Consider the following 13,133-nt stretch of genomic DNA (forward strand, 5'->3'; position numbering starts at 1 on the left):
TCCTATATTATGCTTCAACTAATTTTTGACGAATGACATTTTTGTATTCTCTAGGGAATACCTTAATGAATTTATTTTTTTCTCTTGACCAATTTTGTAGAATGAAATCTGCTCTACGGCTATTGGTGAGTAAGATATGACGTTTCAGTAAGGCGATAATTGCGGTTTCGTCTTCACTTTCCAATGGGTCCAGATCGACCATTTCCTGATTGCAGTTTTCGCGGAAATCCTCGTTAATGTCGTAGATCCATGCGATACCACCGCTCATTCCGGCAGCAAAGTTACGACCCGTTGCCCCTAAGATCAGCGCACGGCCCCCAGTCATGTACTCACAGCCATGGTCACCAACACCTTCAACTACAGCTGTTGCGCCTGAGTTACGTACTGCAAAACGTTCACCGGCCTGTCCGTTGACGAATAGATGTCCGGATGTTGCTCCAAATAGTGCAACGTTGCCGATAATGATATTATCTTCCGGTACAAGAGCACTTTCTGCAACTGGATAGATTGCTAACTGCGCTCCTGATAGTCCTTTTCCAACATAATCATTGGCTTCACCTTGTAATTCAAATGAAAGACCCTTTGTTGAAAATGCACCGAAACTTTGTCCGGCCGAACCTTCAAATTTGAAATTGATGGTATTGTCAGGTAGACCTTCTGAACCATAGAGTTTTGAAATTTCATTGGATAACATTGTTCCGATGGTACGGTCTGTATTTTTGACCTTGAATGTGCCAAATACAGGAGTTTTGCTGTCTAAAGCCAATTTTGACTGTTTTAGAAGGCCCCAATCCAAAATCATAGCCATGCCGTGATCCTGCTCTTCGGTATTGTATAACGATTGTCCAGGCTCGTTGCGTTCTACATGTAGAATGTCTGTGAAATCAATTTTCTTAGCTTTCCAATGGTTTATATTCTCGCGTTTTTTCAAGAATTGAGCTCTTCCCACCATTTCGTTGATGGTACGGAAGCCTAGATAAGCCATAGTTTCCCGGACTTCCTCCGCGAGGAAGGTAAATAAGTTGACAATATCTTCTGGTTTTCCAGAGAATAATTTACGCAGTTCCGGATCTTGGGTTGCAACACCTACAGGACATGTATTCAGGTGGCATTTACGCATCATGATACAGCCGCCGGCAACCAATGCTGCTGTAGATACGCCCCATTCCTCAGCGCCCAATAGTGTAGCGATGATGATGTCGCGACCTGTTTTTACTTGGCCGTCCGCTTGTAACACGACACGACTGCGCAATTTGTTTTTAACAAGTGTCTGATGCGCTTCTGCAAGGCCTAATTCCCAAGGTAGTCCAGCATGTTTGATTGAACTGATTGGAGATGCACCTGTACCACCATCAAAACCTGCAATAAGAATGACGTCGGCATGGGCCTTCGCAACTCCTGCAGCAATGGTACCAACACCTGCTTTAGAGACCAATTTTACGTTGATTCTTGCTTGACGGTTAGCATTCTTTAGGTCAAAGATCAGCTGGGCTAAATCTTCGATGGAGTAAATATCGTGGTGCGGTGGTGGTGAAATCAGACCGACACCCGGTGTAGAGTGTCTGGTTTTTGCAATCCAGGCATCCACTTTGGGGCCCGGTAATTGACCTCCTTCTCCCGGTTTGGCACCTTGGGCCATTTTGATCTGTAGTTCGTCCGCTTGTGTCAGATAATTGGACGTGACACCAAAACGAGCCGAGGCAACCTGTTTAATTGCCGAGCGCATAGAATCTCCATTTGGAAGCGGTTGATAACGCAATTCATCTTCTCCACCTTCACCAGTGTTCGATTTTGCACCGATGCGGTTCATGGCGATGGCAAGGGTACTATGCGCTTCGTGGGAAATTGATCCAAAAGACATCGCTCCGGTTGCGAAACGTTTTAGAATTTCACTAGCAGGTTCTACTTGCTCCAACGGAATAGAATTGCGATGTTTTGCAAAGTCCAACAATCCACGAAGGGTAAACATATGTTCCTTCTGCTCGTTGATTTTCTGTGCATATTTTTTATAGGTTGCGTAGTCTCCTGTGCGACAGGCCTGTTGCAATAGGTGAATCGTGTCGGGATTCCAAAGGTGGCCTTCACCGCGGCGTTTCCATTGGTAAATACCGCCTTCTGGCAATAGATTTTGCGGTGTACGGCTTTTTTCAAATCCACGCCAGTGTTTTGAGAGGGCTTCTTTGGCAAGATCATCTAATGTCATGCCACCGATACGTGAGACTGCTCCGCAGAAAAATTTATCAACGACAGATTTGTCGATGCCGAGTACCTCGAAAATCTGCGCTCCGTGGTAGGATTGCAATGTGGAGATCCCCATTTTGGAGAAAATTTTCAACAAACCATTATTGACGGCCTTGACGTAGTTTTTGGATAATTCTGGCCAAGTGAGCTCTGTATCTAAGGTATTTTGTTCCTTCATCGTACGGATGCTCGCCAATGCCATATACGGGTTGATCGCAGTGGCACCGAAAGCTAATAGGCAGGCAAAGTGGTGGACTTCCCAAGCATCACCGGCTTCGACCACGAGACCTACAGCGCCACGGTTACCTGTTTTGATCAAGTGGTGATGGACTGCTGAAACAGCAAGTAACGATGGTATTGCTGCATGTTTGGAATCGATCGCACGATCTGACAGAATTAAGACTTCAAAACCATCACGTACGGCATCATCCGCATAGCGACACAAGCGTTCCAGACCTGCTTCCAATGATCCAGGTTTACCATCTGAGCGGAAATAAGACTGAATGGTTTTTGCTTGGAACAATCCTGTATCGATCGAACGCAATTTCTCCAGTTCTTTGGAGGTCAGGATCGGATGCGGCAAAGTCACACAGTGACAGAATTTCTTGTCTTCGATCAGGATATTGCCTGCATTACCGATGAATGTTGCTAAACTCATGACCAAGCGTTCGCGAATCGGATCGATTGGCGGGTTGGTTACTTGGGCAAAAAATTGCTTAAAATAACTTGAAATATGCTGTGGTTGATCGGAAAGGATGGCCAGCGGAACATCGGACCCCATTGAGCCTGTCGGTTCGTACCCTGTCAATGCCATTGGGGTCAGGATGGTTTCTAGATCCTCGCGGGAGAAACCAAATGTCTTTTGATATTTGAAAACGGAATCTTTGGAAAGATAGGTGTAGGTTACACGAGGCTCTTCCAGTTCTTCCAGTTTGATTTTGTAATTGTCCAACCAATCGCTGTAGGGCTGCTGGTTGATCAGCTGATCTTTTACTTCGTTATCGGTGAGGATACGGCCCTGTTCCATGTCGACAAGAAAAATCTTGCCTGCTTGTTGACGGCCTTTTTTGATGATGGTAGACTCCTCGATCGGAAGTGCTCCCGCTTCAGAAGCAACAACGACGCGGTCGTCTGAGGTTACGGCATAACGTAGTGGACGTAAACCGTTGCGGTCTAGTGTAGCGCCAATATGCTTACCATCGGTGAAGCAGAGGGCTGCAGGACCATCCCAAGGCTCCATCAACGTCGCATGGTATTCGTAGAAAGCACGTTTTAAAGGGTCCATTTGTGTATTGCCATCCCAAGCTTCAGGGACCAACATCAACATGACATGGGTGAGGCTACGACCGCTGTGTAAAAGAAGTTCCGCTACATTGTCGAGGCAGGCCGAATCGGACTGACCACGGTCAACGATTGGAAGTAAGATTTCCATCTCTTCTTCCGTAAAATAGGGTGATGATAAAGCGCGCATACCTGCATAAAACCAATTCAGGTTACCTGTCAACGTATTGATCTCGCCATTGTGTGCCAGCATACGGAATGGCTGAGCGAGCGACCATGAAGGGAAGGTATTGGTGGAAAAGCGCGAGTGAACTAAGCCAAAAGCAGATACCACACGAGGATCGCGTAAGTCAAGATAATAAGTTCCGACCTGGTATGTTGTTAATTGACCTTTGTAAATAATTGTTTTGCAAGAAAGCGATGCAAAGTAAAGAGGGAGAGGATATTCTTGTTGTTGTTTAACTTTTTGAATGATCAGGCGACGTAGTACAAAAAGTTTGCGTTCAAATTCTTCAGTGTTTGAAACGCCGTCCGGTCTGCTGACAAAAAATTGGACAATTTCAGGTTCTGCACTGAGCGCTGTTGGTCCAATACCTTCACGATTGACTGGTACTGGACGGTAGCCAAGGAATTTCATACCCCTTTCTGCTGCCGCTTCCTCAATCAAATCCCGACATATTTTGTTCATGTCTTCTTCTTTAGGAAGAAAGACCATACCTGTGCCATAATAACCTGGCTCTTCCAATTGTATACCCAAGTTGATACATTCTTCCCATAAAAATTCATGGGGAAGCTGGATCATGATACCTGCTCCGTCACCGCTTTCTGGGTCACAGCCACAAGCACCGCGGTGCTCCATATTTTCCAGCATGGTTAATGCATCTTTTACTTGTGCGTGTGATTTATTCCCTTTGATATGGGCGACAAAGCCTACCCCACAGGCGTCATGCTCAAAATTAGGGTCGTAGAGGCCCTCCGTTTTCGGTCTTTGTTGAATCATCTTTCCTTTTCAAATATTATACATTGCTAATATAGGAATAAAAAACGTAAATATTGTAAATATTCTAATGAAAATGTGTTTAATTTGATTTTATCATTTCTTTTAATGTGTTTTGTTGCTGATATTGTATTTAATGTTCGTTGCTATTAATACAGTTTGATGCGTAGCTGAATAATGCATCATTTGGCAATATTTTTTTGTAGGATATAGAAAAAGCATCCCAAGATTGCGAGAATATATATAAATTAGGCAAAGTATTGCATATCCTTTTATGCTGTATCGACATGGCTTAACTAAAGAGAATGAGATGAAAATAACTGAAATTGAAATTTATCGACTAAGCATTCCTATGGAACCTTTTGTCATTGCGACAGGGACAATGGACTATGCGCAAAATACTTTTATACGTATATATACCGATGCCAATATATATGGTGTGGGCGAATGTTCTGCCTTTCCGATGATCGTTGGAGAAACACAAGATACTTGCTTAGTTCTGGCTAGAGATTTTGCAAAGATCTGGAAGGGGCGCGATCCTTTGGCCATAGAAGAGCGTTTGGCGGAATTGGATTTGTATATTGCCGGTAACAAAACGATCAAATCGGCTTTTGATATGGCCTTGTATGATTTGGCCGCCAAACATGCTGGTCTGCCGCTTTATCAGTTTCTAAAGGGAACGAAACGAGAAATTACGACAGATATCACTTTAGGAATTGCGTCTCCGGAAGAGATGGCGCTGAAGGCAAAGCGTTTACAGGACGAAGGTGCGGTCATGTTGAAAGTTAAACTGGGGAAGGAGCCAAAAACGGATATTGCACGCATTCGTGAAATACGTAAGGCTGTTGGATTCGAAATGCCTATTCGCGTGGATGCAAATCAAGGCTGGTCTTATGCGGGGGCAATAGAAGCTTTGCAGGGGCTAGAACCTTTTAAGATACAATTTTGTGAGCAACCAATGCGTACCTGGGATGACGAATATTTACCGCAATTGCGCACAGAAACTATTGTTCCCGTGATGGCGGATGAATCTGTTTATTCTCACCATGACGCAGAGCGTCTCTGCAAAGCTGATGCTTGCGATTATATCAATATTAAATTTTCGAAATCAGGAGGTATTCAAGAGGCCTTAAAAATTAATCATATTGCCGCGGAATACGGCATTACTTGTATGATCGGAGGAATGCTGGAATCTCGCTTAGCTTTGGCTGCTAAGGTGCATTTCGCGTATGCTGCCCCAAATGTCAAGTTTTTTGATCTAGACACTTGTATGGTTGGCCATCTGGAGGATCCTGTTATCGGTGGTATTCAATATGACGGATACAAAATACATATCTCAGACCAAATTGGAATCGGGGCAGATATAGACCAAACTTTTTTAGATCAATGCGAGAAATGGATCATTTAAATTGGAAAAAAAATTATGAATAGTATGAACTGGGGAATAGGGACACAAGAGATTATTGTCCTGATTATTATCGTTATCTTTTTGGTAGCGGCCTATTTGTTTTTCTCTAAGTTGTTGAAAAAGTAGGTTTTAATTTCTTTTTTTTGATTGAATATCTTCTGTGAACTTGTTTTTCAGTTTTATAACTTATTTTTCAGTTGTAAAACTGAAAAATAAGTTATAGCTTTATGTTAGTATAAACAACGTGTCAAATTATGGAAGAATTAACAAAAAAAGAAGAGGAAGTCATGCAGGTGATCTGGAAGCTCAAAGAGGTCTTTGTCAAAGATATTATTGAGTATCTGGATCCAAGTGGTTCCATACCCTATAATACAATCTCCTCGATTGTAAGAATATTGGAAAAGAAAGAGTATGTAGGTTATAGAGCCTTCGGAAAGACTTATCAATATTATCCTTTGATTTCGAAGATGCAATACCGAAAGTTATCATTCTCAAGAGTGCTCGATCATTATTTTGATGATTCGGTTGAGAACTTACTGTCTTTTATGGTAAAAGAAAAGAAGCTTTCGGCAGAGGATATTCAGAAAATAGAACAACTCATCAAAAAACACGAAGATCATGAATAGCTTACTTTATTATTTATCTGAAGTTAACTGCAGTCTCGTAATGGGAGCAGTTCTTTATTTTCTGGTATTCAGACAGCTTTCATTTTTTCAATGGAACCGTTATTTTATCCTGGGTTTATGTTTGTTGAGTCTGCTTCTGCCATTTGGAACTGTACGTTTGGGCGAACTATTTCTTTCGCCGACAAGTCCAGTGCTCGCTTTTGAACAATCGAACACAGTTGCTCGTTCGATAGGAGCTTCGGGTGATCTCGTATCTGAAACAGAAATGGTCGATTCTTTCTGGCATTCCTTTTCGATTGGATATGGCATTGCTTATGGTTATCTGCTTGTATCTTTTGTTTTGTTATGCCGATTTGCGTTACGCTATATCCGCTTAGGCCGTCGTATTGGACAGCTGAGTCAGTATAAATTTGAAGGATTTACGATGGTTGCTCCCTTTGGACATTATGCAAATTGTTCAGTTCAGCATGTAATTGTTATGGAAGAAGATCAGCTTGATACGCCAGATGGAAAATTGATTTTTGAACATGAGAGCCAGCATATTGTTTTTAAACATCGCCGGGATAAATTGTTTATAGAAATTTTTCGTTGCCTTTTTTGGCTAAATCCATTTGTTTATTGGATGCGTAGACAGTTGTATTTGGTGCATGAATATCAGGTTGACGAGGTATTGGCCAATCGATATGGTAACACCCGCTATGCCCGTTTTCTACTGACTTTAACACAACAGCCCTGTCCTGCTGGATTGCAGAGCAGTTTATTTAACAATAGGCATGAGCTGGTTGAACGGGTTCAGGCCATGATGGCAAAACCTTCCTCTAAAAAGAAAAGATGGCAATACGTGCTGACCGTTCCTTTATTAGGCCTTTTACTGCTATTTTACTCTTTTATTAATCCACCGAAGAGCGTTTGGTTTTCCGCATCTTTAAATGGGAAAAAGAATCCGTCTAAAACGATCATCCTTGACCCCGGACACGGTGGGAAAGACAGGGGGGGGATTTCATCTTTCGGATTGGAAGAAAAATCATTGACCTGGGAAACCTGTTTACTTTTGAAACAGGAGCTGGAGCGCAAGGGGTACAAAGTAGTGTTGTCAAGGGCTGCTGATGAATATAAATTACTCAGAGACCGATCGAACTTTGAAGGGGATTTATTGCTATCGATCCATTTCGACAATGTAAAGGACAAACAATCTCTTCCAATTCGAATATTATATCAGTCGGGGGTTAATCATACGATGCTAGAAGAGCTTAACCGCAAATTTGCATTTAGTTTGGGACAAAGGTTGCAACAGAATGGACTGGCAGCAAGTGCTCCGGCGATAAATACAAAACTAGCGATTTTACGTGGTGCTAAAATACCGGCACTTCTTCTTGAGCTGGATAACATCAATGCCATTGATAAAAATGTGAAACCTGACTTTGTCAATAAACTAGCCCACGCTATAGATCAAAGTTTCGAATACTAAGCACTAATTTTCGTTTATATCATGAAGTTTAGGATACTTTTATGGTTATCCATGGCATTGCCATGTCTGTTATTGGCGCAAATAGTTCCCAAAACTAAACAACAATTAACTGACAGTACGATGCTGCGAAATAATGGATACGATTCAAAACGGATAGATACAGTGCTTGTAGTGGGATCAAGGCCTCTCGAACAGCAGCTTTTGGATCGTGTCCGTATTCGACCAGGCAGCAATCCCGTTTTATTGAATGGAAATACTTTCGCTGTTTTAAATGCCATTCCGAGTATAGAGGTAGACGAATTAGGGAACTTGTCGTTACAGGGAAAAACGGGCGTATTGATTACCATCAATGGCAAGCAGACCTATCTAACCGGAACTTCCTTGGTCGGCTATTTAAAATCTATACCGGCAAGCTCTTTAGAGAGCATTGATCTCATGACTATACCACCTGCGAAATGGAGTGCGGAGGGCGCTGGTGGGGTAATTGATATTCGTTTAAAAAAGGATGTACTGAAAGGTCTAAAAGGGAATGTTTATTTAGGTGCATCAAAGGGTAGGCTTTGGAAGTATAATAATGGCGTGAGCCTGCAGTATGGAATGAAGAGATGGTCCTTAAACTCCAGTTTTTCCGTTGCGCGCTCTTCAAATTATTTTGATGTTGACCGTAAGCGTGAACTTGCGTATAGTGAAAATGTTCATTATGTGATCGGACAGCTGAATAAGGAAACGAATAACACACAGGAATTAAATGGTCGTTTGGGCATTAATTATCGGATCGACAAGCAGTCGTCTGTTGAACTGAACTGGAATTATCTTCGTAATAATTATGAAGAGATAGGTGTCTATCAAAATGATTTTTCAGTCGATGGAACATTGAAGCAATCCACTGCTTCAACTAGTAACCTGAGAAATCCGCTGCATAGAAATAGTATAAATCTTCACTATGATTTTGCTGGGGAAAATAAGGATAAAGCGCTGCAGCTCGATTTTGATTATTTGCGATACAGCAGTATTAGGAAACAAGACTTGAAAACAAGGACAGTACCTTTTTTTTCCGAACAGCAAGAGCAGCAGCAATTTTTGCGTTCAAATAACCCGTTCTATGTTGATCTTTTTGGTATCAAGGGTGATTTTCAACGGAAACTTAGCGGGCCCTTTTCTATGGAAGCAGGCTTTCAGGCGAATCGGTCCCAACGTCAATCGTATGGACATTATCAAAAAGGGGAAAAGGAGTATGTACTGGCCGACGATGATAGCCTAGAGAATACTTTTAAACAAACGGAATACCTGGAAGCGATTTATACGGATTTTCAACTAAAACTTGCACAATGGGAGATTAAATTAGGTGTACGTGCTGAATACGCACAATTTCAGACGAAAATTGACTACATAGATCGAAATGCGAATGGAAGGACGCAAATGTTCAATCTATTCCCAACCTTGTTTGGTATTTATCGAATAGATAAAGATAAAGGTCAAGCGGTACAGGTCGCGTATGGGCGAAGAATATCACGGCCCAATTATCAAGATCTAAACCCTTCCATTTTCTTTTTCGATCCAAGCACAAGTTATCAGGGTAATGCGCAGCTTTCCCCTCAATTGTCAGATAATATGGATCTTAAATATGTTCATGGTCAAAAATGGAATATAGGGCTTTCTTTGATCAATCATCGGAATTATATCTCCATGGTCCATCAGGTTAGTGCGCAAAATTATACGCAAACCTATCAGAATATTGCCGGTGTTAAGAGTGCTGCTATCTCGATGAATATGGGAAAGGACATTGTTAAAAATTTGACAATCTATGGTTTTGGTCAGATTCAGTATGTACATTATAAAAATATACCCACGGAGCTGAATGATCTTCTGATCCATCGGGGACTTTGGTCCTTTCAGAGTAATTTTATGATGCAGTTAAATTTACCTTATCAAATGACAGTAAATTGGACAAACTCATACCGGACTAATGTGCTTTATGCCCAGACGATTATAAAACCTTTATATGAAATGCATCTGGCGGTCAATAAGCAATTTTCGAATGCGTTAAGTCTTACGCTGACGGTACGGGATCTGTTTCATAGCCGTGTTTTGAAACGAGAGATTTTGGGACAGGGATTCAACATTTATTCTAAAACAGTGGTCGATTCAAGAATTATTGGACTAAATTTTAACTATACATTTGGCCTTTATAAAAAGCAAAAGATCAAACAGACTTCGATCGAAGGAGAAGCGTCACGTTTATAATCGCAGACGAGGAATACCATTCTTTTTACATTTGTTAAAAAAAATGTGGTCTATACGCGTTTTGAATCTCTGTTGGGACGAAAATAGATTATATTCAGTACCTTTGCGATACTTATTATTTTATAAAAGTTAGAAAATATCATGAGTACTCAAAAAGGACCTATTTCTCAATTTATTGAGCATAATTACCGTCACTTTAACGCAGCTGCATTAGTAGATGCTGCAAAAGGTTACGAGGAACATCTATTGGATGGTGGAAAAATGTTGATCTCTTTGGGAGGTGCAATGTCTACCGCTGAATTGGGTGTTTCTTTGGCAGAAATGATCCGTCAAGATAAAGTACACTTTATTTCTTGTACTGGTGCTAATTTGGAAGAGGATGTGATGAACCTTGTGGCGCACTCACACTACAAAAGAATCCCGAATTATAGAGATTTGACAGCTGAGCAAGAAAGAGAGCTATTGGATAATCACTATAATCGTGTTACAGATACTTGTATTCCGGAAGAGGAAGCTTTCCGTCGTTTACAGAAACATCTTGAAGATGTTTGGCATGCTGCTGAGGCTAAAGGTGAGCGTTACTTACCACATGAGTTTCTTTATCAAGTTGTTAACTCTGGTGTGTTGGAGCAATATTATGAAATCGACCCAAAAGATTCTTGGATTGTTGCTGCTGCTGAGAAAAATTTACCAATTGTATGTCCAGGATGGGAAGATTCAACGACAGGTAATATCTTCGCTTCCAATGTGATCAAAGGTAAATTGAAAGCGAGTACTGTTAAATCTGGTATTGAGTACATGATTTACTTGACAGAGTGGTACCGTAACAACTCAGCAGGTAAAGGTGTTGGATTTTTCCAAATCGCAGGTGGTATTTCTGGTGACTTCCCAATCTGTGTAGTTCCGATGATGTATCAAGATCTTGAATGGGAAGAAGTACCTTTCTGGGCTTATTTCTGTCAAATTTCAGATTCAACAACTTCGTATGGTTCTTACTCTGGTGCTGTTCCAAACGAGAAAATCACTTGGGGCAAATTAGATATTGATACACCTAAATTTATCGTAGAATCTGATGCGACGATCGTTGCGCCATTAATCTTCTCGTATATCTTAGGTCATTAATCTTTTTGACATACAGAAAGGAGCGATTCTTCGCTCCTTTTTCTTTTCCCTTTTTCTTCGTTATCTTTACTGTCTAATATTTCTTTTCCCGATGAGCAATCTTACAACAGATAATCCCGTTGCACTTCAGACCTTAATGGATGAAACAATCTTTGGAAATGGTTTTGATTTTCAAGCCGATCTGTCTACACATCCTTTACAGGAGAAGAATAGTGCTCATGCGCAAGCAGCTATTGTACAAGCATCATCGGAAATGAAGGATACCTCGTATGTGGCGGTGGGTTTAGGTGCAGAGAAAGCCGCTGTAGCTATGGCGTCCGGCAGGGACGGCGATACTGTTAATCATCTGGAGGTATTGGGTGGTGAATTTATATATCAAGGAAATAAAGATCAGGGAGTACTTTTTATTTTACGCTACGAGCAATATCCCTACTTTTCTCCAGCTGCATTGGACGCTTTTGAAAAAACAATTGGTGCCTTGAAATTGACCAAAGAGACCGTTGCGGTTCTCAATTTGGCAAATTCCCATAACCCGAATGATTTTAAGCGCATTATGCAGTTTTTCCAACCGACTAAGATTATATTGTTGGGTGTGGAACCTGCATCGTTGAAACTTCCATTTATTGAACATAATTCCTATATGAAAGGCCGTATTGCAACGGTTTTTAATACGTTCAGTTTTGAAGAGATGTTTGTCGATGTGAATAAAAAGAAGCTGTTCTGGAACGAATTTAAGACCTTTATTGTTTCTTGATTTTTTTATCAGAAACTTGTTATGAATAAAATTGGGATTTAAGAGGGAATGTGAGCTCTTAAACCCCATCTATTATTTAATTGAACCGCATGCGACACCATCACTAAGGTCAGCAGTAGAAGAACTGCTAAATTAAACTTTTTCATTATTTTTATTGGGTTAATAGTTGCCAATTATTATAAGTTTTATTACAGAATATATATATCGTAATGCTTATTTTTGGAGGTGTAACTTCATGGAAAAATCGTAGCCCACTGCAAAGTGAGGAGCACGGTCGATAAAGCGAAAGAACAAACAAAAACTAAATTTGAAGAAGATGCTAGAACTTGTATTTGCAACCAATAATGCCCATAAATTAGAGGAAGTCCAAGCGATCGTGGGTAGTGCTTTTATCATTAAGAGCTTAAATGATATTGACTGTCAGGATGATATTCCAGAAACAGGTATAACATTTGAGGAAAATGCACAGCAGAAAACAGATTATTTGGTTAATAAATATGGCCTTTATTGCTTTGGTGATGATTCGGGATTGGAGATAGACGCATTAAATGGCGAACCGGGAGTTTATTCAGCACGTTATTCCGGATCGAGGGATATGGAAAAGAATATTGATCTTGTCCTGAAAAATTTAGGCGATAACCCCAATCGTACAGCGAGATTCAAAACAGTTATTTCCTTATATTTGAATGAGCAGCAGCATTTTTTTGAAGGAAGTATCGAAGGGAGAATTATTGAAGAGCGTAAGGGTATTGATGGTTTTGGTTATGATCCCATTTTTATTCCGAATGGCTATGATAGAACGTTTGCCGAAATGACAGCTGCAGAAAAAAACAGCATAAGCCATCGCGCGATTGCTGTCGGTAAACTTGCTGAATACCTAAAAACAAAATAGGTGAATATTTCAGTTAGATTAGAAGTAGGAGCTTCCAATTTACCAGGAGGGGATCGTAATCTGATTGGTTGAAGCCTTGAATAAAAAAAGGAAGCGCAAA

8 protein-coding genes are annotated in these 13,133 nt (G+C 40.9%); 7 read left to right on the forward strand and 1 reads right to left on the reverse strand.

Annotated features, from left to right (window positions below; all coding sequences use genetic code 11):
• Nucleotides 1-7: 7 nt before the first annotated feature.
• Nucleotides 8-4,522 carry a glutamate synthase large subunit gene (gene gltB, locus B4N43_RS17695; protein WP_120333508.1) on the reverse strand — a complete coding sequence of 1,505 codons (4,515 nt, stop codon included), beginning with the start codon at nucleotides 4,520-4,522 and terminating at the stop codon, nucleotides 8-10.
• A gap of 307 nt (nucleotides 4,523-4,829) precedes the next feature.
• Here gltB and B4N43_RS17700 point away from each other — a divergent pair, with 307 nt between their 5' ends.
• The 7 genes from B4N43_RS17700 to B4N43_RS17730 all read left to right on the forward strand — a co-directional run bounded on the left by B4N43_RS17700 (nucleotide 4,830) and on the right by B4N43_RS17730 (nucleotide 13,033).
• On the forward strand, nucleotides 4,830-5,927 hold the full coding sequence (locus B4N43_RS17700) for a mandelate racemase/muconate lactonizing enzyme family protein (protein ID WP_286735791.1): 1,098 nt from the start codon (nucleotides 4,830-4,832) through the stop codon (nucleotides 5,925-5,927).
• 254 nt (nucleotides 5,928-6,181) lie between these two features.
• The gene (locus B4N43_RS17705; RefSeq protein ID WP_286735792.1) at nucleotides 6,182-6,553 is read left to right on the forward strand and encodes a BlaI/MecI/CopY family transcriptional regulator; all 372 of its coding nucleotides are present in this window, start codon (nucleotides 6,182-6,184) and stop codon (nucleotides 6,551-6,553) included.
• Entirely contained in the window at nucleotides 6,546-8,021 is a 1,476-nt protein-coding gene (locus tag B4N43_RS17710; RefSeq protein ID WP_286735793.1) for a M56/M15 family metallopeptidase, read from the forward strand. The genes B4N43_RS17705 and B4N43_RS17710 overlap by 8 nt, the downstream gene beginning before the upstream one ends.
• A 21-nt stretch (nucleotides 8,022-8,042) precedes the next feature.
• A complete protein-coding gene (locus B4N43_RS17715) occupies nucleotides 8,043-10,265 on the forward strand; it encodes an outer membrane beta-barrel protein (RefSeq protein ID WP_286735794.1) in 2,223 nt (740 codons plus the stop codon).
• 141 nt (nucleotides 10,266-10,406) lie between these two features.
• A complete protein-coding gene (locus B4N43_RS17720; RefSeq protein WP_046674101.1) occupies nucleotides 10,407-11,387 on the forward strand; it encodes a deoxyhypusine synthase family protein in 981 nt (326 codons plus the stop codon).
• 91 nt (nucleotides 11,388-11,478) lie between these two features.
• Entirely contained in the window at nucleotides 11,479-12,141 is a 663-nt protein-coding gene (locus B4N43_RS17725) for a hypothetical protein (protein WP_286735795.1), read from the forward strand.
• 316 nt (nucleotides 12,142-12,457) lie between these two features.
• On the forward strand, nucleotides 12,458-13,033 hold the full coding sequence (locus tag B4N43_RS17730; protein ID WP_286735796.1) for a non-canonical purine NTP diphosphatase: 576 nt from the start codon (nucleotides 12,458-12,460) through the stop codon (nucleotides 13,031-13,033).
• The last annotated feature ends 100 nt before the right edge of the window (nucleotides 13,034-13,133 follow it).

Origin of the sequence: Sphingobacterium sp. UBA1897, from assembly GCF_002337775.1 — a bacterium.
GTDB classification, from domain to species: Bacteria; Bacteroidota; Bacteroidia; order Sphingobacteriales; family Sphingobacteriaceae; genus Sphingobacterium; species Sphingobacterium siyangense.

What these genes read in the sequence shown, in the direction of transcription:
- B4N43_RS17720 (WP_046674101.1), top strand. Translation starts at nt 10,407, where the DNA reads ATGAGTACTCAAAAAGGACCTATTTCTCAATTTATTGAGCATAATTAC.
- B4N43_RS17725 (WP_286735795.1), top strand. Translation starts at nt 11,479, where the DNA reads ATGAGCAATCTTACAACAGATAATCCCGTTGCACTTCAGACCTTAATG.
- B4N43_RS17715 (WP_286735794.1), top strand. Translation starts at nt 8,043, where the DNA reads ATGAAGTTTAGGATACTTTTATGGTTATCCATGGCATTGCCATGTCTG.
- B4N43_RS17710 (WP_286735793.1), top strand. Translation starts at nt 6,546, where the DNA reads ATGAATAGCTTACTTTATTATTTATCTGAAGTTAACTGCAGTCTCGTA.
- B4N43_RS17705 (WP_286735792.1), top strand. Translation starts at nt 6,182, where the DNA reads ATGGAAGAATTAACAAAAAAAGAAGAGGAAGTCATGCAGGTGATCTGG.
- B4N43_RS17700 (WP_286735791.1), top strand. Translation starts at nt 4,830, where the DNA reads ATGAAAATAACTGAAATTGAAATTTATCGACTAAGCATTCCTATGGAA.
- gltB (WP_120333508.1), bottom strand. Translation starts at nt 4,522, where the DNA reads ATGATTCAACAAAGACCGAAAACGGAGGGCCTCTACGACCCTAATTTT.
- B4N43_RS17730 (WP_286735796.1), top strand. Translation starts at nt 12,458, where the DNA reads ATGCTAGAACTTGTATTTGCAACCAATAATGCCCATAAATTAGAGGAA.